The following is a 20,437-nucleotide window of genomic DNA, read 5'->3' as shown; positions in this document are numbered from 1 at the left end:
ATTATATACTCACCTCTATCTCCTTTTGCTTTTGTATTGTTCTATCATTTACGTTGAGTAATGGACTACGTCTTGCTGCTTCGACAATGACATGGAGAGCGTCTATGGATGACGTTTTAGTTTGGTATTTTTTTATTCTTTGTTTCATCCATTTTAAAGGTGCTGAATCATGAACCAGATTTTCGACCCGCGCAACCAACTCTTCTTCTGTTTTTACAGAAAGTGCGAATCCTGAACGACATAAATACTCTGCATTGTCTTCTTCTTGTCCGGGTAACGAATGGTAAATTAATATGGGTAAATCCATCGCCATTGCCTCAGAGGTTGTCACTCCCCCCGGCTTGCTGATCATTAAATCTGAAATAGCCATTAATTCTTCAACCTTTTCACAATATCCCAAAATTCTCACGTCATGCTTCGAGTCTTTTAATTCCGACTCTAATTGTGTTTTTAACTTCTTGTTTTTACCGCATACTATAAAAAGTTGCATCGGTGTAGAAATGGATTCTAAGGCTTTAAAGGTTGAAAGTCCTTTCCCAAAAAATCCGTCGCCCCCTCCCATGATGAGCAGGGTGAATATATTGGGATTAATCATATATTTTTCTAAGAGAAGATCCTTTGGAAGAACATCCATAAATCTTTTCCGTACAGGTATTCCAGTGTTTTTAATTTTATCTGCCTCTACCCCTAACGCAATTAATTGATCACGCAATCGAGCAGACCCTACCACATATTGATCTGTAGAGGAATGAATCCAATAAGAATGATCCGTATAATCTGTGATGACGGTTACCGCTGGAATATCAATTAACCCTTGCTCTTTTAATTTTGATATAATTCCCGCGGCAAATGGGTAGGTACTAACCACTACTTTCGGTTTTATCTCCTGTATGATTTTAAGCACGGTTTCCATACCCGATAAAAAGATCGAATTTAACTTAACGGAAAAAGAATTTTTCACACGAGTTTTTTCATACAAAAAGCTATACACTTGTGGAAACTTCTTAATTCCTTTTTTATAAATATAATGGCTGATTGGATAAAGGTTGGGATGAACCCACTCCATGATATCAATGGTAATAGGCTCAGCATCAGCAACGACATTACTTACTGCTTCACTTATCGCATTTGCCACTTGTTTATGTCCTTCTCCAAACGTAGCGGAAAGAATTAAGTATTTATCCCGTTCACGGTTATTCATGACTTTTCCCTCCTTGTAGTTTGTATGCTTGTGCTGTGGGGTAAAACTTAAAATTTTCAGCACATCTTTTTGTTCTTTTGTTTAGGCGATTAAAGAATTGCTCTGCTGATAAAAAAGTAATAATGGGTAGTTCCCCTTTTTAATCGATTTGTAGGGTATATCTTTTCTTCTTTTTCGTTACATAGATTGGTTAGGAACTCCTTACACTATTTATTAGAAAAACAAACAGTCTTAAGTTGAGCTTTCAAATAGCACATTTTCAGTCTACGTTTTGTAATTAAAAATAGGCTAAAAATAACATTAAAAATTAATGAAAAATCCAGTTTTTTTAATAAATAGTGCTACATTAAAAGAAATACAAAGGTGAAATTAATCTTTTCACCTTTGTATTTCAATCGCATGTAAGCATATTCGCCTTACCGACTGTGCTTTAGATACATACATACTATGAAAGAAGGACAAACCATGGATTTTATCACATCTTATATAAATCAATACGGATATATCGTGCTGTTTCTAGCATTGATGCTGGAACTTCTTGCACTTCCTCTTCCAGGGGAGCTGCTCATGGGCTACGCTGGGGTTCTTGCTTTTCAAGGACATTTGAGCTGGGTGGGAAGTATCTTGGTGGCTGGTATGGGGAGTATGGTTGGAATGACCATAGCCTACGGGGTAGGTTATAGGTTAGGGACTCCCTTTTTTGATAAATACGGAAAAACCCTTCATATGGGGCCAGAGCGAATTGAAAGAATGTCAAAATGGTTTGGTGTACATGGAAACAAGCTGTTGATTATTGCTTATTTCCTCCCAGTTATTAGACATATTACAGGATATTTTTCAGGAATTACTCGGCTTCCCTTTCGTACGTATGCACTGTATGCCTATAGTGGATCATTTCTTTGGGTTACCACATTTATTACTTTAGGAAAGTTATTAGGACCTCAGTGGGAACAGTTTCATCATTCTATCAAAAAGTATTTTGTCATTGGGCTGATTGTAGCTGTAAGTTTGTTCGCAGCTATTTACATTTATAAAAAGTTCAAAGTAACGATTAAAAAGATAGCAATTAATTGCCTCAAGTGGATAGTAAACGCATTTCATACGCGGAAACGGGCGGGTCTTGTTTTTATATTTACAGCATTAGTTACATTAGGGTTTATTCTGCTTATGATTGGAATGACGCAAGACTTTATCGCAAACGAGTTTGGAGATTTTAACAAAATAACGAGTTTATTAATAACAGCTCTTTTTAATAAAGATTGGAATGTACCCATGCGGGTGTTTTTCATACTGGGATCCAGGCAGGTTCTGGTAACATTGATTTTCTTTACCCTTGTATGGATTTTATGGAAAGGCAGAGATAAAAAAATTGAATTATTATCTCTGGTAGTTGTTGCAGGCGGCGGAGAGCTATACGAAGAAAGCCTGAGACGAATGTTCCATCATTTCTCCCCTATTAGAAAGTCGTTGATAGAACAGCTTTCATACACCTTTCCAAGCGAGCAGTCTTTAATGGCTTTTGTTATTTATGGGTTTGCTGTATTTATGCTGGTTCGACACTCTAAAAGATTGTGGGTTCCTACAGTAGCACCAATAGTGGCCATTCTTATTTTATTGCTTATTGCCATTAGTCGTTTGTATCTGAGCATACAATACCCCAGTGACATTGCAGCAGGATATGTATTTGGAGGAGTATGGCTAGGGTTAAACGTTTTGCTTCTTGAAACCTTCCGTCTTATGAAAGGTATTAATCTATAAGTGATACTGTCAAAAAACTTATTTCTGATGTTTCCCATGAGAAAAAACACCTCCAAGTGATTGCTCGGTACCCCATACCCAGTTATCAGCTTGAAGGTGTTTTTTATTTATATAAAATCAGAGCCTGTCCAAATTATTAGCAATTACGTTTTCTTAATCTGCGAACGCTGATACTTTCTAAACTAGTCGTATTTCTATTACCTGAATTATCTTCCCATACTAAAAATCCGCCTTCTGCTCGAATAAACGTACCATTTCCATCAAGCTGTCTTCCAGCAGAAAAAACTTGAATTTTATCTCCTCTTCGAAAATTATCTACTATAGAACGAGATTGAGATGTACGACGATCTCCACTACGACGTCCTGGCATAACTCCACCTCCTTATACACTTATAGTACATACCATAAAGAAAGCAAAAATTGGTATAAGCAAAACGCGTAAAAGTATAAAAATATTTTATAAAATAAAAATTTGGCTATACCTGTCTTTAGTATTTCTGCAAGGTTTCTTACATTTATCCACAGTCCCATGAGACCTCTGAATCTCTTTCATCTTGTAACGTGACCTAGATTCAGTGAGTATAAAATACATAAGGGATGTTTAAGGTGTTTGATGTATATAGTCTGAGAAGTCTTCTTTTAGACATAAAAAAGAATCCTCCATGAAAAAGAGGATTCAACAGGGTAAGTAAGAAAAAGAAATATACATGCATGTTCCTGGGGGGGCTACGCTTGTATAATCAACTTATACCCGCTATTCACTGATTGAAACAGCTAAAAACATTTTATAAAAAAATTGATAGTTAACCTATTAAATTAGCCCTATAGATTCTTGAACTACTCCCCCACGGATGATAACCATCGCCTATATATGAAAAGTCATACTTTTCATAGTATCCAACGTAGTCGGTGCATAAATAAAGATTATCAAATCCGGCATTTTTCGTATCTTCTTTCAGCTTTAAAAGAAGTTGCTCACCTAAGGATTTACCTCGATAACTTTCTTCAATGTAAAGAGAACACACCCAGGGCCATAAATCCATTCGACTTATAAAATCGTTGGTGATAAGCCCTGCGCAGCCGATAATTCCTCCTTCGTCTTCTAACAGGTACCAGACTGGAAGACAACTATTTGTGTTTAAGCTATGTATAATACAGTCTTCGTAAAGCTTTAAATTCTCTTTACTCGCCCACTTACGCTGAGTATATTCAATAGCTTTGTCTTTGTACTCTACCTGTTCTCTAATATTAATAATTCGCATGACAAGGGCTCCTCTATTAAAATTAAATCCATTCTTTTGTATGTTCATAAATGAATTTGATATCGTTTTGATAATGCTCAAGATGCCCTTCGTCTATCATTTTTTGAAACGCAATATCACCTTCACTAGCTTTTCTTGTAATTGTTTTACATAACCCCTCTAATCGTAGCAATACCATTTCCAAATAACCTTCTTGTAATTCTTCGCCATAAGATTCAAAAAATAATTTCACTCTTCGCTTTCTATCTTGAGCATGCTGTGATGAATTATAATGAATTTTCTCACCTGTTTCAGAAAGATAAAATCTACTAAAAGGGACGCACGTATAAAGAGTATAAGCAATGTCCCAAAGTCTTGGCCCAGGTGCAGCAACATCAAAATCAATAATTCCTATTGGTCTCTCATCATTAAAAATAATGTTGTATATAGCAAAATCATTATGACATAGTATTTCAAATGGTTTAGGCGTGTTATCTATTGATTTCCAGCTGTCATCAAATGAAAAATCACTCACTGAATCATGATAAAGACGGAGCATTTTTCCTATTTCTATCAAAACATCATCGGACCACATATATTTCTTCAAGGGATAATTACCAGCTTCACCTTCAATAAATGACAAGACCTCTCTCCCTTTTTCGTCAATGCCTAAAAATTTTGGTGCATAAGTAAATCCCTTGTTTTCTAAATGCTTTAATAGCTTATGAAATTTATGATTATCTGATTTTAATTCTCGTCGTACGGTATTTCCCGAGCGGTAAACGTTAGAAACATTCCCTCCTGTTAGTACTTCTTCGTCCTTAAAGTTTGACATATAAATATTCCCCCTGAATATACCCGATTTGTCGTTAATAAGTGAAAGTGATAAAACATTTACCACAATGATATACCTTATTTCACCATCTATTTAGAACAGCCCGTACTTTTCCCTTCATAGCCCATTAATGTTACTTTACATTATAAAAAAAGAATCTTCATTCGAAGATCTTTTTGACTGCTTATTTCATACAAAAATCCGCTAAAAAAGCGGGAGACCGCTACTATGTTAAATCACCAAAAGCCACCGTCTGAGTGGATAATTTGTCCGGTAATCCATTCTGCTTCTTCGCTTGCTAAAAAAACAACTAATTTTGCGGCATCCCGGGGCTCACCAAGTCGACCCATTGGGAACTTCGGCAGTAAATCTTCCTTCAACTTACTGCTCATCCACCCAGTATTAGTTGGTCCAGGATCTACAGCATTAACAGTAATTTTAAGAGGTGCTAATTCAATAGCAACTGATTTAGTAAATGTAGAAACGGCACCTTTGGTGGCAACATAAGCCAAATTGCCAGGCTCAGGTGACTTATCTTGACCTGATACCATATTAATAATTCGACCGCCATGCTTGCCTTCGATTAGACGTGCGAACTCAACAGTTAAAAGACATGTTCCTCTAACATTCACGTTATAATGAGCGTCGAGAACATCAGCATCTATCGAACGAAAATCTACGTCTACAGAATGTGTTGCATTATTTACAAGGATTGATGGAGAACCCAGTTTGGTTTGAACTGTATCAAGCAGTTTTCTTGATGCATCGGGCTGTGATAAATCCAATTCCATCGATTCACATCGTACTCCCAGACTGCGTATCTCCTCAATCAGATGCTTCGACCAATTAAAATCATCCTCATTACAATAATCCATTAAACGATCATAATTTGACCAATGAGTGAAAAAAATATCTGCGCCTTCTTTAGCTAACTCCCTGCATATTTCAGTACCAATACCTTTTGCCCGACTAGCACCAGTAACAATCGCAATTTTATTTATTAATCGCTTCATAAAGCATCTCCTCATGGGAACGCTGAATTTATATGCTCACCAATAGCACACGATTTCAGCAATCCTGTATATGTATATTAATCTATCAAGTTGTAATGAATGAAAAAGGTAATCAAAGTTTAAATGGTATTACAATGTCTATATTCTGCACTCATAGACAGAGAATGACATGCCTTCTCCGTAGCCATCTTTTACTTCATGAACAGTAAGATTGTTAAATCCATTAGAGCTAAGGATACGTTCAAATTCTTCTGAGCCATAAAGTCGAAGAGGGAAATCCATTATCTCCACCTTTTTTGTCTGATTTCCTTGAAGTAGCTCATATTTTATCTTAGTATTCAAAGAGCTCGCTTTTCTATCGTAGAAGCTTTTTTTGTAAACGACGATGATTTCTTTATTAAAAGATACTCTATTTGTTTCAGTCCAATCTACTAGTTCTTCAATTTCACTTTTTTTCTTTATAATCGTTAAAAGTATTTTTCCGCCGTCTTTTAAAACTGCTTTCATATTTTGAAGACTTTTAGTGACAATATCATCAGCTAACAGCGAAAAAGAGCCAAAGGGTATTATAATAAGATCATACTTTTTACTATTTTGAAAATTCTCGATATCTTGGTACCATACATTTGGTTTAATGCTTATTCTTTCAGCCTTTTCTACACATGCTTCAAGCATTTCTTTAGAAATATCGAACCCTTCAATATCAATTCCGTTTTGCATAAATGGAATAAGCATTCTACCGCTCCCGCACATCGGTTCTAATACTTTCATATTTTGGTCTTTTACAAAGGAAAGATAAAACTCCAGCTCTTTTCTCTTTGCAACGGATTTATCAACTTCGTATAACCTTGTGCAAAGCTCTCCATAGTAATCATCCATTCTTATTTCACCTCACATAAGTAGTTTTCCATACGTGCATTCAACTTTCCTGCTCTATTCTAGTCAATAAGGTAACAGACGGAACAATCGATTCCCTAAATAAAATTCAAAAAGGAAATATTCTCATTTTAGAGAAGTGAATAAAGGGCTACTTTTCATTTTTCTAACACTTAAAAGGAGGTACACAAATGAATGAACAAATACTAAAGATAGATAACGTAGAGATTTGCACAGAAAGCTTTGGAAACCCCGAAAATCCTGCTGTACTTTTAATAATGGGAGCAATGTCCTCGTTAGATTGGTGGGATGAAGACTTCTGTCTTCGCCTCGCTGAAAGGGAGAGATTTGTTATTCGTTACGACCATCGTGATTTAGGCCAATCTACCACTTATCCGCCGGGTACTTCTAACTATACAATAACGGATATGGCTGATGATGCAATTGGCGTTTTAGATGCTTATTCTATAGAAAAAGCTCATATTGTTGGAATGTCGTTGGGCGGGATGATAGGTCAGATTCTTGCTCTTAGATATCCAAAACGCATAGACTCTCTTACTTTAATTGCATCAAGCGTTTTTGGAACGGAGGCGGAAAAATTGCCTCCAATGGATCAGCGCATACTTGATTATCATACAAAAAGCACTTCCATAGACTGGTCAAAACATGAGGAAACCGTTCCCTATCTTGCAGGTGGATGGAAAACGTTAAGTGGAACAAAACCTTATGAAGAGGAAAGGATGTATAAGCTAGCAAAAAGAGAAGCTGCCCGCGCCAAACAGTTGCCGAGTAGATTTAATCATGCTTTACTTCAAGGAGGAGGCCAATATTATGACAGATTGAGTGAAATTAGCACACCTACGCTGATTATTCATGGAACAAAAGATCCGGCACTTCCTTATGAACATGGACTTGCTCTTGCAAAAGCTATTTCTCATGCTAAATTAATAGCTCTTGAGGGTACAGGACATGAAGTTCATAGTGAGGACTGGGACCAAATTATCGAAGCAATTGTAGGGATTAGCTCTTAAAAGTAAAAAAAGAGAAATGAAGACTTCAAAGCGCTTTTTCAAGAAAGCTTTGGGGTCTTTTCATATTTCAAAATTCCTTTCTTCTACTAGCAGTTGACAAAAACGTTTTCTATAGCAAAGGGTATTTTGTACAAAAGGACCTACACCTTTTCAAGACAGCCTATTTACGATACACTAATAATTCATGAAATATCCACATAAGGGTATTAAAGTAAGAAAATGGAGGTTTTTATGAAATATTTTAAGGTGCTTTTTTGTTTAATCTTATTACTCCTTGTAGGCATAGCCGGCTGTTCTTCAAAAGAAGAAGTCACAAGTATTAACACTGTTGATGTACAAAAGCTTAAAGAGCATAGCGGAACTTATGTCGGAGATAATTCTAACGTTTCAGCTATCGTAAGAGCATTGCCTGGAGGAGAAACGTTTAAAGAAATCGATTTACATAATAAAACACCAAAAATAATTTATGGTACTAAAGAGGGCTCTTTATCTGAAGATGAAACGTTAAAATATTGGTTTGACGGTAAGAATACATTGGAGAAAAACTTTCTTTACAATGCTATTTATTTAGCAATATTAGTGCCTAATGCTCAAGGTTACAGTTTTAAAGTAGACAATCAAAAATTCTCAGTATCTAGAGAAGAAATGGAACAGTTTATTTCTGGCAACATTAAAACTTTACCGGATAGTAATAAATTATTTGATAAAGAAAAAGCACAGCAATTTATAGATGATAATAAAGAAAAGATAAATAAAACAGTTAAATCGGCAGCTATTCGAGAACATTTTTTTAAGAATGTTCCGATAGTAAAGGAATAACAACAAATAAAGAGCCGTAAATAAGGCTCTTTATTCGTACTCTATTTACCTTTGTGCTTAGCTTTCGCCTTTAGTTTCTTCATCAAGTATTTTTGTTCCTTTAGTTCTTCACGGTATTGCTTAGATTTCTTTTTTCTACTTTTTTTCTTTTCTTCGTACTCTTGTTTCATAGCCTCTTGAGCTTTAGTAGAAATACCAATTTTATTTACTTCTTTTGCTACTTGGCGCTGTAAACGTTTTGGGTTGACCTTTTTATTAGATTTTATTTTCACATCAAGACCTGAATGAATCGATTGATTAATCAGATTTAACAATTTGTGATGAATAAAGTCTAATATCTCTGTATCTTTTGGTTCTGCTCCAAATACATAACGAAATGCTTTTAATTTACCGCCTTCTACAACTTCAATAATTCCTATCCAAAACTGACCATCATGGTAAATCGTTAATGACATAACGATTCCCTCCTCTAAACATACTATGAAATGATGGACATCCCGAGGAGGGGAAGGTTACTGACATTGATACATATCAATGCATCCGGACTACCAACCGAATTGTGTTTTTACATCCCACATACAAATTTTAACATGAAAATATTTATTATAACTACCATCTTTTATTTTTCACCAAAATTCATTGCAAAAAATACAAAGCTCGCCATAATAAATATTGGGATTACTGCAAAAGAGATTAAACTAAAATATTTCATCAACCCCTCTTCTTGTTTTCCAAAAGCTATTATTCCACATGAGAATCCTATCAAATAAACAGTAATACATACATACAAAATGTCGGGGCTATGTATGGGTGTAAAATACTGGCCAACACCAACAACCGTCCCAAGCAACGATAACCACAGTGAATATTGACTAAAACGTTTTTTCAATTTGGTCCTCCACGAACTAGATAAATGTTTATATGTCACCATTTAATTAGCAGCTTCCATAATGTATTTAATCACCAGTAGGAAAAAGCTTGGGTGAATCACTCCAAACTCTTTTTTCTATAAAGAAAGAAACCTACTACCGCTCCAAGTGTAGCTATAACTACACTAAAACGAATGAGATGAATAATAAAATCAATAAGTTTTAAATAGGTTGTTTCTGTTACACCATCACCGACTGATTCAACTTCTTTATATGGAATCACAAAGAAACCTAATGATCCTCCTAAAATAAGGCCATAGAAAAAACCTTTTTCTATAAATTTCAACAAGAAATTCCCCTCCTTTCAAACATGCTCATTTAATGAGTTATAGCATTCCCTATTACTATTAAAAGGCATTTATTTATCTTTCATAAAAAATATTTTATCATGAATTTTATTACATATAATCTATATATTAACATATTTACAGATTAAAAAGGAGACTAACGTATAGTCTCCCTTTCTATAAAAGTTTAATAACTTTTACCATGTTATTTACTTAACCAAACTTTCAAATTAAATAAGAAATCCAGAAAGTCACGAATCAAGGAAATTTTTAACAGCAGTTAAGAACGCTGATAAATTCTCTGTATGCACCTCATGTCCAGCTCCCTCTATCGTCACTAACTTGCAATCTGGAATACGTTTAGAAACTTCCTGCAACTTATCTTGAGGGATATGGCTAGATCCTCCTCCTATGATGAAAGTAGGTGCAATTATCTCTGTAAGACTTCCCCACCATTTAGGATTCGGGTTGTTCAACTGTTGAAGAATTGAAGGTACAACCTCCCAGTCAAATGGTAGAGAGCCAGGAGGTTTAGAAGGAATTTCGAACTTCTCTCCTGTAAAAGGTGGAGGTGTATCTTCAACAATTAACCGTTTTACCCTTGATGGAAATGTCTCGGAAAAAAGGTAGGAGACGGTGCCACCCATAGAGTGACCCATTAACGTAAAGCGCTCTAATTTCAGCGCATTTACAAACTGAAGCAAGTCATCACACATAAGTTCAAACGTATACGTGCCAGCTTTCTCGCTTCCACCGTGTCCTCTTTGATCTAAAGCTAAAAACCGATATTCCTTTCCTAATGCAGCCGCTACTTCGTCCCACGATTCTGCACTCATTCCTAAAGCGTGAAGTGCAACAATGACAGGTGCTGAAGCTTCGCCCGCCTCTCGATATTGAAATGTTAAACCATTTAGTTTAATTTGATTTACTCGCATTTTCAAATTAGATCAACTCCTAACTCAGATTTCACCAATTAAAATCTAGTTTATTAATGTTCATCTATATATTAGTGAAGGAATGAAGATTTCCTTCACCTCTTATCTTATTGGGAAAGATATCAGATTATTTTATGTATCCTGTGTAATTCTTTAGTCGGCATAATGTACCTAGAGTTTTTCACTTTCGGTACCTATATAATTTAAACCAAAAGTACTGCAAGCCAATTGAATAAACGATTGTAAAGGAAGAGACATAAATTTATCTTTATGCCAAAACATTTGTGTATAAAGGGTCGTATCCACTTTAGTACAAGCCAATTCTTTTAATATTCCTTTCTCAAGCTCTCCTTTTACCACTACTTCAGGCAATATCGCAATACCTAAATCCAACATCACACATTGCTTAATAGCTTCCACACTTGCAAATTCAAATTTAGTGGATGTACAAATACCCGCCTCACGAAACAAGTTTTCCAACACTACGCGATATGAACAACCTGATTCGGTATACAAGAGAGTCTCATTTTCAAGCTCTTCTAAGTAGATATCCGTTTTATCAGCTAAAGGATGCTGAGGCGAAGCAATAATTTTTAAGTCTTCTGCAACAAGACATTGTGTATGTAGATTTGCATCATGATGCTGAATAGGCTCCATTGTAAAGGCGATATCAAGAGTGCCGTCTAGTAGCTGCGCTCTTGTTTGTTCTTGAGAGTAAATAGGTTTAAAAATCATTTTAACCTTAGGAAATTGATCCTTAAACTCTTTTAATATGGGAGGTAATCTATAGGTACACTGGCTTTCAGAAGATCCAATAATAAGCGTACCCGAAGGCTCCTCCACTCCACTTACAGCGTTTTTTGCTTCCTTAGTCAATTGAATCATTTTATCTGCGTATCTTTTAAATTCTCTACCTGCCTCTGTTAAAACCAAGCGTTTCCCAAGACGTTCAAATAAAGGCGTTTCAAGTTCATTTTCAAGAGCTTTTATTTGTGCGGTAACGCTTGATTGAGCAAAATTCAAAATTTTAGCCGTATATGTAAAATTTAAATTTTCTGCAGCTGTTTTAAATGTAATCAGTTGTTTTATTTCGATTTTCCTCACCTCTATATAATCGGATATTCCGATTGATTCAATCGTAATGTTCATCTGTAACGATCATTAATTTCATTATAAAATATGGTAAATCAAACCACAACATACTAAATATAAAGAGATAAGGGGAAATCATAATGACCATAAAAAAAGAAAATACAAAAGAATCAATTAGCCTAACGCAAAAAGAAACAAGTGAAAAAAACTTCAAATACTACTGGAATGAAATTATTCGAGCGCTTATCGTAACTAAATAAGTAAGGCTAATCAATTTTATTTTTGGGAAAAGTAAATCCACATACAAGCGTATAAATATAAAAACAATAGCTCGCTAACGCTGACGATATACAGAGTTAGAGAGCTATTAACCTATTTAAACTTAAAATCATGGTTATTGGCTTGAATCTAACCTAAACTCCGCAATATCCTTGTCATCTTGGGAGATAATGAGTGTGCCTTTTAATGCATTAGCTTGTAGCTTTTTTAGTTTTTCTTCAGTTGGCAAAAGAGGTAATTCATTATTTTTTTCCTTTGCTCCTAACGTATAATTAAGAGTAAATTTACTTGTTCCTTTAGATGGAATTTCTCCTATACTCATGCCAACCCCTAACTTATTGTTATCCATCTTATAAATATTTGAACCAATTGCTTCTTTTACAGCTGATATTAACTCCTTATCTGGTTCTATGCGAATGTTTGTTTTAACAGGATCAGAGAGAGCCATAATATTATTAGACTTATTTTCCATCGTGAATGTATAGTGTAACTCCGTTGGAACGATACGTTTACTTTTATTCTTTTTATCAGGTACTATCATTTCCCCAACGATTTTTTTATCATCTGTTAACGTTACCTCTGCTTTTTGTAATTTTAAGTAATCAACATTGTTTACATATTCCGTTTTTGAACAAGCAGTAATGATAAACAACAAACAAATAACGGAAAAACCAAGATAGAACTTTTTCATATTTATCCCCCTACCTATTCACATATCATGTTTGTTTACTAGTACATGATTGTGCTGATTCCTTCTATATAACACTTCATGGTGTGATTGAGCTTCGACATGGTATTTAGAATACCTAAACTTAATTATTGATGTTCTTGAGACAAAGCAAATTTAGAATAAATAAAAGTACTCGTGCTAATTATTATTATCCATAAATAAACTGTTTCCTCCCTTTTTTTAGTTTTAACACGTTTTTTGTACATATGATAATGTATCAAAAACGAATAGACATATTGAAAACAAAAAAAGCTACTAGTATGTGGGACAGTCTCGTCCCACATACCAATAGCTTTTTAAATTAAAAATCGTTATATTCCTCTAAATCATCATCATCTAATGACCCGGATAATTGCTCTAGATCTGCAACCTTACCTTCTTTGAAGGTTTGGTGGCTTTCTGAAGGCTTCTCTTCTGTCTCCTCTTGTTTACTCACAAACCCGTTGGACTGAGCTAATTTCTTTAATTCCCGTAGTTCGGAATTGATATGTTCAAGAAGTTCTTCTGTTCTGTGTCCTGCTTCTACTTGATTGGAAGATGTACTATGAAGGTCACGAACAATTAGAGATGAAATATAGTCCCCTAATTTTCGAGACTTTGCATATTTTGCAAGTATATCATAGACTTCATCACTCAACTGGTTAGTTTTAATCGTAAAGGCGTTTTGACGCTCTGACATGGTTATCACCTGCGCTGTTAGGATTTAACGGCTTTCTTCTCGGCTTGTTTCTTTTGAAGGTACCCCATGCTTCGGATTTCTAAGCCGAATAAATTTAAGTGACGGCTATCCTCAGGCACTTTATGATATTTCTCTGTGCGTTCTTCGCCAATTTTTTCACGCATGCTATTCATAATCGCTACTTCTAGTGTAGGAGCGACACCGCCACTATATACATATTTTCGGATTTTATTTGCTGGTGGTGGGGCGACATCATTTAACTTAGCTAGTAAGATCTCTACATAATCTCTTAGAGAAGATTTGATTTGAGCTGTTAAATCAATGGATTCACCTGTGTTTTCATTCTTTAGTTCAAACTTTTGTTTGCTGTAGTTATCTAAAATAAATTGATCGAAAGCGCGTAAATCGGTAAACAACTCTGGGAATTTCTCTTTTCGTAACTTATCGATATGTGCTAAGTAGGGAATACCCTCGATACTTTGGAACGATTCACGACTGTTCGCAGCCTTCAACCCTTCAGGTAAGATTACAACATCAATGGATCCTCCACCAATATCGATCATTACGGTTTCACATTCCACATATTCATTAGCATCTTCACGGTCTTGAAGCGTTAGGTCTTTCTTTAACGCAAAACGTGCGATTTCACCTTCTTTTAAACAAACACTTTCCTCCACAGATACTTTTAATTCTTTTTCAAATCCTGGGGTATGGATATAAAAAGTGTGATCACCTACAAAGCGATTTGCCATAGCCTTTTGCGCTTCACCAAACGTACTTTCTTTTTTTAGTAACCAAATTGGTAACATTGTAGAGAAATAGTCAATCTGGATGTTGTTGTCCTTTTGATCTTTTGTATGTAACGCGTGGTAGTATGCAACGGCAGCTAAAAATGTTACGTATGGAATATGACTTGTAATTTTATTATGTAAACGATTGATATGATTGTTTGCTAATTGTTGGCTGGCGGCAATGTCACCCACCAAGAAATAACGTTCTTTTTCTTCCTCTCCAATGGTTGTAGATAATAAGATACGCTTTTTAAATTCCTCTGGTGCTGTCACCGCATCTGTGAAGAATGAATCAGCAGCTTCTTTTTGGAGTTCTACTACGTTGGTTTGGAAATCAAATAGATATCCATCTATGATATTCATATCGACTGAGTTCCCACAGTCTTTATTAAAACGTGAAATTTTCATCTCTATACACCTCTTTTTTTAGTTGAACTTATGTTGAACTTATTATACAAAAGAAAAGGTAGATTTTCAATCCTTCAGTTCAACTGATTTATCATCAAAAACTTACACATATCAACAATTTTTTTATCTAGTTGAACTTATTTCAGGGTTAGAAAAACAGTGTCAGGAAAGTTCTTTTTCGAGAATAGGAAAGTCGGAAGTAGAAATTCTGGTGAAAAAAGAGGTTGAGACAAAAGTATTTTAGATGAAGTAAAAAACGAGCTATTGATCAAGCGATTAATAGTTTGTTATTTTTATTAAGCTAAACGCAGCCTTCATTTGTTTAGGTCTTTCTAGCAGTTGATTGAAGGGTAAGACAAATACTCCTGGTGGAAAAGCGGAATGTATCAAGATAATATTTATATTCGTTAAGAGACTTAAAATCTTGTTTGACAATATTAGATAACACTCACCTTTTTTGAACTACCTTTTTCATTAACTGACTTTTATGATCTTTATCTTTAACTATAATATAATCCTCTGTTCCTTTTAGTGAATAGATTTCTGAACCAACTGTAAAATAGTTTGATTGATTATTACCCGCGGGCATTTTAGTTGCTTTGGTTTCCTTTTCTATTGTCCCTATTTGGTCTCCTATTTCTTGTGTTTGATCTAATTTATCTTCTGTTCCGTTATATTCCTTGTTTTCAACTACAACAATGATAGCAGAAGAACTCTCTGTATTCGTCCCTAAACTTTCTTGATTACATGCAGTTAGAACGATTAAATAAACTACTGACAGAAAACTAAGTGGCCTCCAGAAATCATTTATTTTCCTTACCCTTTAATTAAAATTGACATTAGAGGATATACCAAGTTCAGTGACTTATCACAATGTATTCGAAAATAAAAAATCTTAAAAGGTCTATTAAACAAATTTCTCATGATCCTCAACATAAAAATCTACATAACCGCAGCTGGAACAAACATAAGGTATTAACTCACTATAATTATGATTATTAGTTAATACGCTGCTTGGCGTTTTATTTACACCTAAACTTCCAGGTGATGATTGAATACGAGCTTTGGTTAAAGTTGAATTACATTTAGAGCACTTTTTGCTGTACATACATATCACTCCCTCTATTTCATAACATCATTTCTATTTTCTACAGTACACGCTTGTTAGCTTTAAAATTGAAAATTAGCCATATAACTTGAATAATCAAAGGGAAAATAAATGCAATCAATAAAACAATAAATGCCAACAATTTTAGCTGAGGTGTTTAAGTAACACCCGCTCCATCAACTTCTCTTGTCCAGACAACAGCTGTGCCTATAATGAAAAGTATGATTCACATCATATTAGCTATCCACCAGAAAATCCATTGTCTTTTCACATCATCACTCCTTTCAATTTAAGCTGCATCTTTCTTTTTCAATTCCCAGATAAGAGCAATGGTAGAAATAGCTCCACCTACCGCAAAGAGGTAAGAAGAAAACGGCGTTGTTTTATATACCAATAAACCTCTTACTCCATAGAAACACAGGATAATAGTGCTGATTAAACCGATCATAAGCCGGATATTTTTTTTAATCGTTTTCTCCCCCTTTAGGCTTCTCCCTGCACCTGGTCCTTTATCATAAGTCCCAATATAATGAAGAAGTTTAATGCAATCAGCAATCCATAATAAAACCCAACCCCTTCAAAAAATAAAGAGAGAATGGGGAATATCATAGTTTCAAAGCCAAATAACATAATAACAAGTCCAAATCCTTTAGCGAGCTGCTTTTCATTTCTAGGGGTAAATGTCTTTCCGTATCCAGCAATAAAATTGGTACTACCTTCTTTCCATACACGTTCCCCTATATAAATGATGAAGCAGCTTACTAAACATACAAATAATAATTTTAACATCAGATATTACACCTTCTTTACACACTCTAATTTAATATATATAGTATATTTTACCATAAATAATTAACAAATATTGTGTACTAAAGGTGGACTCATAAAATAGAACAATATAAAATATATACATACTAATTTTGGAGGTTTTTGTTTGTTAAACTTATGTTTAAAGCTGGGTGAGTAAGCTTCCTTGATGGCTGTTTGCATAAAGGAATCCCCATTTATGGAGTATAAAAATCCGTAATTCACCAAATGGACAGGAGACTATAAATGGATATCTTAATTAAACAAGAACTCACTGAAGAATATAATAAAACGGAAGAAGTTGTTAAAAGTGCTTTTTTAAATGAAGAATACAGCGATCAAAAAGAGCATTTACTTGTAAAACGGATTAGAAAGTCAGATGCCTTTATTCCTGAACTGTCATTGGTCGCATTTAATCAGAATGCAGACCTTGTAGGTCATATTCTTTTATCTAAAATAACAATTATAGATGGTGATAACGCTACCGTTTCTTTAGCACTTGCTCCAGTTTCAGTTGCACCTCAGTATCAAAAACAAGGAGCTGGGAGCCAACTAATACACGCTGCGTTAAAACGCGCAAAAGAGCTTGGCTATCATTCAGTAATTGTTTTAGGGCACAAAGATTACTATCCTAAGTTTGGATTTAAACCAGCTAGCTCATGGAATATATATGCTCCATTTGACGTGCCTGAAGAATTTTTTATGGCCATAGAGTTAACAGAAGGATCTCTAAAAAATGTGCAAGGTGTTGTACATTACTCAAAATCTTTTTCAGAGTAAGCACTAAATGATTAATTAGGTTTTACGTAAAGGCTGCCTGGAAAATAATTTTATAGTATTTTCTATGGGCAGCCTCTTTTTTACTTACCTGATATTATTAAAGCGGTGGATTTTCCACACCTAAATGAACCCAATCTTCTTTTGGAGGCCCATAAACTCCAGCAGGTTTTAGGCCTGCTTGACGCATAAGAATGGTAATTTGACCTCGGTGATGAACAATATGTTTGATTAGTCCCATTAAGATTGTGGCATTTGATTGGGTTCTTCCAAACGCTTCTTGCGTATGTTCTAAAGATTCATCTGTCCATTGCTGTTCGATAATTTTAGCAGCATGAGAACTTACATTTTTAAAGGTTATAGCGATTTCCTGTGCTGAAGATGGAACGCTTGCTGTACTTTCAATTCTGTCTATACTTAATCCGAATTCAGTTAGGTAATCTGGAATATTTGTTGTAAAATGCCAAGCAATTCTCCCTAACGTACGCCCTTCAGGATACACTTGTTGTTTCAACGAATCATCTGTCAAGCTATCTAAAACTTTTTGAGTCAGCATGGCTTCGTTGTTCCATTCTTTGATAAAATCTGAAATGGTATTATACATATAAAAGACCTCCCAATATAAATCTAATCTAAATCAATAACTAAATAATATCATAGAAGAAAAATAAGTTGGCTTATTTACTAAAGGAAGGAGACTTTATGTTATTTAAAGCTACGGCTCAAAAAACTGTTGTTTATCCTTTATTACTTTTAAATACTTTATTACTCATTCAAGCAGTTCAACATAAAGAACTTGCCTTTTTAAACCTTTTGGCTATCCTTTGCTTGTTTCTTTCCCTTTTTCTCCGATATGAATTTCAGATAGACAGAGATACTTTAACCTATAGAATATATATATTATGGTTTAAAGTATATGTAAAAACCGTTAAACCCAGGGACATTAAAAGAATTGTATTTAAACGGTTAAGTTGGAAATCAAAATTAGCAGTAGTAAAAGTAGAAAACGGGTGGAATATGAGAATAGCATTATTTAATCCACCAAATGTTTTTAAGGAATTAGAAACATTTGCACATGAATATGATGTAGATATTCAAAAAACAGCAGATTATTAAATTCTAGAGAAAACATCTTGAATGCCACCGCGTTTTGGATACATTAAACTCCATGTAAGTTAGGCCGTATAATCAGCGTTATTCATTTCTAATCAAGCTGCTTTTGGACCTCTCTAGCGCTACAAAGCATTAGTAAAGAGGTCCTTTCCTAAACACCTCCAAGTTAAACACTTTGTCCTCCTTCCTCACATCAACCCCAAGCCCTACATAAAAATAGGCTTCAAGGGCATTCTTTTTAACATTATTTGGATATATAATTCGTATATAACGCTTTTTAAGAGGTGATGATTCTGTATATATCAAAAAAGGTTGGCATTTTAAGCTGGTTTGCTACTTGCTTGTATTTTTTAGTTGAACCTTTCTTTATTTTGACTTCAACTGCTCCCTACAGTTTTTTACATCACGCAATGAGTGATCTTGGTGTAACTTCTTGTGGAAACTACACCTATTCAATTGCACCTCATGAAATTTGCTCTCCTCACCATTTCTGGATGAACGTATTGTTTATTATAAACGGATTGACACTTTCAATTGGTGTTTTGTACATTTCACAAAACCTAAAGAAAACGAGAAAAAGCCAACTAGCAACAGCTTTTATTCTTATATTAGCTTTAGGTAATATTGTTTCAGGCTTTATCCCGGCTGATATTAATTTATTTTGGCATTCAATACTTGCTCAGCTTGGCATGGTTACTGTTTTAGCTGGTCTTTGGATGTATGCATCATCTTTAAGCAGCGGCAAGTATTGGACTTATGGCTGCTTAGTCTCCTTACTAGTCATCCTTATACTCATTATGCTTGTATTTTTTGTTCCTATGCCTACCGGTCTGCTGCAAAGGTTATTCTATTTAGTAATCTTTATATGGGGCACCGTGCTTTCCTTTATGTTAAACAAATAATCCACTATCACTCCGTTTCATATGAGCTTACAAGACTATGTTAAACTAGCCGGAATTTCAAATAGCAAAAAGTCCATAGAGGCATTCCCTATGGACTTTTTGCTATTTTGTTAAATAAATTCTCTTAATAATTCTTTAGATTTCTTTCCGCTAAAACCAAAATAATTGCCAATAAGTTTGACGTATTCTGTGTAAGTAACTTTTCTATTTAAAGCAGTTTCCCACCATCTCTGTGGATTATAATAACGACTTCCACTAGAACAATAGGTTAATTGTATTTGGGTATCCTCAAATTCTTTATTAAAGTTTTTTTCTACCCTTTTCATATGATAGTTTGAAGAAACAACGATAGCAGATTGAAAGTGATAGTTCATCATTAGCTTTTTTGTAAATTTAGCATTTTCCGTAGTACTTGTAGCGTGATTTTCTAATATAATTGAATCCTCAGGTATTCCAGAGTCTTTGGCTTGATGATAAAAATTATTCTCTTGACCATTCGAAAGGATCAAATGAGACGCATATCCTTTTTTATATAATTCAATTCCTTTCTCCAGTCGATCATTATCACCACTTAACACAATAATCACGTCAGATTTTACAGGCTTTTCGTTCACTACAAGCTCTTTCCCGGCAAACAGGAAAAAAATCATCCCTAATCCCAGCATGAATATACTGATCTTTACTCTTTTACCTTTAATTTTTTGCATATAGACCCTCATTTAAAAAGTTCACTTCATATCGTATCATAAAGCTCAATATTCATAAAAATAAAAAGGTAATCTTCAAAAAATTTTGCGCGCTGCAGGTAATCACAGCTTTTATATAA

23 protein-coding genes and 1 pseudogene are annotated in these 20,437 nt (G+C 34.6%); 6 read left to right on the top strand and 18 right to left on the bottom strand.

Annotation, left to right across the window (positions count from 1 at the left end; genetic code table 11):
* Position 1: 1 nt before the first annotated feature.
* The gene (locus NST66_RS06905; protein WP_033578573.1) at positions 2–1,201 is read right to left on the bottom strand and encodes an MGDG synthase family glycosyltransferase; all 1,200 of its coding nucleotides are present in this window, start codon (positions 1,199–1,201) and stop codon (positions 2–4) included.
* Positions 1,202–1,666: 465 nt separating this feature from the next.
* Here NST66_RS06905 and NST66_RS06900 point away from each other — a divergent pair, with 465 nt between their 5' ends.
* The gene (locus NST66_RS06900; protein ID WP_033578572.1) at positions 1,667–2,959 is read left to right on the top strand and encodes a VTT domain-containing protein; all 1,293 of its coding nucleotides are present in this window, start codon (positions 1,667–1,669) and stop codon (positions 2,957–2,959) included.
* A gap of 136 nt (positions 2,960–3,095) precedes the next feature.
* Here the strand turns inward: NST66_RS06900 and NST66_RS06895 are convergent, their stop codons facing one another.
* The 5 genes from NST66_RS06895 to NST66_RS06875 form a co-directional block, all read right to left on the bottom strand.
* Entirely contained in the window at positions 3,096–3,329 is a 234-nt protein-coding gene (locus NST66_RS06895) for a hypothetical protein (RefSeq protein ID WP_045289872.1), read from the bottom strand.
* Between the two features lie 433 nt (positions 3,330–3,762).
* Positions 3,763–4,221, bottom strand: coding sequence for a GNAT family N-acetyltransferase (locus tag NST66_RS06890; protein WP_033578571.1), 459 nt, complete (start codon positions 4,219–4,221; stop codon positions 3,763–3,765).
* Positions 4,222–4,243: 22 nt separating this feature from the next.
* Complete coding sequence (locus NST66_RS06885) at positions 4,244–5,035, bottom strand: phosphotransferase (protein ID WP_033578570.1); 792 nt, start codon at positions 5,033–5,035, stop codon at positions 4,244–4,246.
* A gap of 236 nt (positions 5,036–5,271) precedes the next feature.
* On the bottom strand, positions 5,272–6,048 hold the full coding sequence (locus tag NST66_RS06880; RefSeq protein WP_033578569.1) for an SDR family oxidoreductase: 777 nt from the start codon (positions 6,046–6,048) through the stop codon (positions 5,272–5,274).
* 138 nt (positions 6,049–6,186) lie between these two features.
* On the bottom strand, positions 6,187–6,927 hold the full coding sequence (locus NST66_RS06875; protein ID WP_033578568.1) for a class I SAM-dependent methyltransferase: 741 nt from the start codon (positions 6,925–6,927) through the stop codon (positions 6,187–6,189).
* 188 nt (positions 6,928–7,115) lie between these two features.
* On the opposite strand from NST66_RS06875, the gene NST66_RS06870 reads away from it, so the two are divergent.
* Together NST66_RS06870 and NST66_RS06865 are read left to right on the top strand one after the other, a co-directional pair.
* Positions 7,116–7,955 (top strand): alpha/beta fold hydrolase, encoded by an 840-nt coding sequence (locus NST66_RS06870; protein ID WP_033578567.1) that lies wholly within the window; start codon positions 7,116–7,118, stop codon positions 7,953–7,955.
* A 231-nt stretch (positions 7,956–8,186) separates the two neighbouring features.
* The gene (locus NST66_RS06865; RefSeq protein WP_033578566.1) at positions 8,187–8,774 is read left to right on the top strand and encodes a DUF4825 domain-containing protein; all 588 of its coding nucleotides are present in this window, start codon (positions 8,187–8,189) and stop codon (positions 8,772–8,774) included.
* 41 nt (positions 8,775–8,815) lie between these two features.
* Here the strand turns inward: NST66_RS06865 and NST66_RS06860 are convergent, their stop codons facing one another.
* The 10 genes and pseudogenes from NST66_RS06860 to NST66_RS06815 form a co-directional block, all read right to left on the bottom strand.
* Positions 8,816–9,229, bottom strand: a complete 414-nt coding sequence (locus NST66_RS06860) for a YjdF family protein (RefSeq protein WP_033578565.1) — start codon at positions 9,227–9,229, stop codon at positions 8,816–8,818.
* A 164-nt stretch (positions 9,230–9,393) separates the two neighbouring features.
* Positions 9,394–9,663: a hypothetical protein gene (locus NST66_RS06855; RefSeq protein ID WP_033578564.1), complete on the bottom strand. Its 270-nt coding sequence runs from the start codon at positions 9,661–9,663 to the stop codon at positions 9,394–9,396.
* A gap of 98 nt (positions 9,664–9,761) precedes the next feature.
* Complete coding sequence (locus tag NST66_RS06850; protein ID WP_033578563.1) at positions 9,762–9,992, bottom strand: hypothetical protein; 231 nt, start codon at positions 9,990–9,992, stop codon at positions 9,762–9,764.
* A 249-nt stretch (positions 9,993–10,241) separates the two neighbouring features.
* Positions 10,242–10,931, bottom strand: coding sequence for an alpha/beta fold hydrolase (locus NST66_RS06845; protein WP_080754402.1), 690 nt, complete (start codon positions 10,929–10,931; stop codon positions 10,242–10,244).
* 165 nt (positions 10,932–11,096) lie between these two features.
* Positions 11,097–12,020, bottom strand: a complete 924-nt coding sequence (locus NST66_RS06840; protein ID WP_033579494.1) for a LysR family transcriptional regulator — start codon at positions 12,018–12,020, stop codon at positions 11,097–11,099.
* Positions 12,021–12,411: 391 nt separating this feature from the next.
* On the bottom strand, positions 12,412–12,987 hold the full coding sequence (locus tag NST66_RS06835; protein ID WP_033578562.1) for a hypothetical protein: 576 nt from the start codon (positions 12,985–12,987) through the stop codon (positions 12,412–12,414).
* A 340-nt stretch (positions 12,988–13,327) separates the two neighbouring features.
* Entirely contained in the window at positions 13,328–13,705 is a 378-nt protein-coding gene (locus NST66_RS06830) for a hypothetical protein (protein WP_033578561.1), read from the bottom strand.
* Positions 13,706–13,722: 17 nt separating this feature from the next.
* On the bottom strand, positions 13,723–14,904 hold the full coding sequence (locus NST66_RS06825) for an Alp7A family actin-like protein (protein ID WP_014460729.1): 1,182 nt from the start codon (positions 14,902–14,904) through the stop codon (positions 13,723–13,725).
* Positions 14,905–16,052: 1,148 nt separating this feature from the next.
* Positions 16,053–16,238 (bottom strand): annotated as a pseudogene (locus NST66_RS06820) (DUF3923 family protein).
* 257 nt (positions 16,239–16,495) lie between these two features.
* Positions 16,496–16,801, bottom strand: coding sequence for a hypothetical protein (locus NST66_RS06815; protein ID WP_033578559.1), 306 nt, complete (start codon positions 16,799–16,801; stop codon positions 16,496–16,498).
* 264 nt (positions 16,802–17,065) lie between these two features.
* Between NST66_RS06815 and NST66_RS06810 the strand changes: the two genes are divergently transcribed.
* A complete protein-coding gene (locus NST66_RS06810) occupies positions 17,066–17,599 on the top strand; it encodes a GNAT family N-acetyltransferase (protein WP_033578558.1) in 534 nt (177 codons plus the stop codon).
* 97 nt (positions 17,600–17,696) lie between these two features.
* Here NST66_RS06810 and NST66_RS06805 read toward each other — a convergent pair whose 3' ends face one another.
* Positions 17,697–18,200, bottom strand: coding sequence for a DinB family protein (locus tag NST66_RS06805; protein ID WP_028413883.1), 504 nt, complete (start codon positions 18,198–18,200; stop codon positions 17,697–17,699).
* Positions 18,201–18,298: 98 nt separating this feature from the next.
* Between NST66_RS06805 and NST66_RS06800 the strand changes: the two genes are divergently transcribed.
* Together NST66_RS06800 and NST66_RS06795 are read left to right on the top strand one after the other, a co-directional pair.
* Entirely contained in the window at positions 18,299–18,712 is a 414-nt protein-coding gene (locus NST66_RS06800; RefSeq protein ID WP_033578557.1) for a hypothetical protein, read from the top strand.
* A 284-nt stretch (positions 18,713–18,996) separates the two neighbouring features.
* On the top strand, positions 18,997–19,611 hold the full coding sequence (locus NST66_RS06795; protein WP_033578556.1) for a DUF998 domain-containing protein: 615 nt from the start codon (positions 18,997–18,999) through the stop codon (positions 19,609–19,611).
* Positions 19,612–19,721: 110 nt separating this feature from the next.
* Here the strand turns inward: NST66_RS06795 and NST66_RS06790 are convergent, their stop codons facing one another.
* A complete protein-coding gene (locus NST66_RS06790) occupies positions 19,722–20,318 on the bottom strand; it encodes a YdcF family protein (protein WP_028413886.1) in 597 nt (198 codons plus the stop codon).
* Between the last annotated feature and the right edge of the window lie 119 nt (positions 20,319–20,437).

The sequence above is a fragment of the Priestia sp. FSL W8-0524 genome (genome assembly GCF_038005965.1).
Classification (GTDB): Bacteria; Bacillota; Bacilli; order Bacillales; family Bacillaceae_H; genus Priestia; species Priestia zanthoxyli.
The sequence above is the reverse complement of the archived record's forward strand: the minus strand, read 5'-3'. Positions and strand labels throughout refer to the sequence as shown.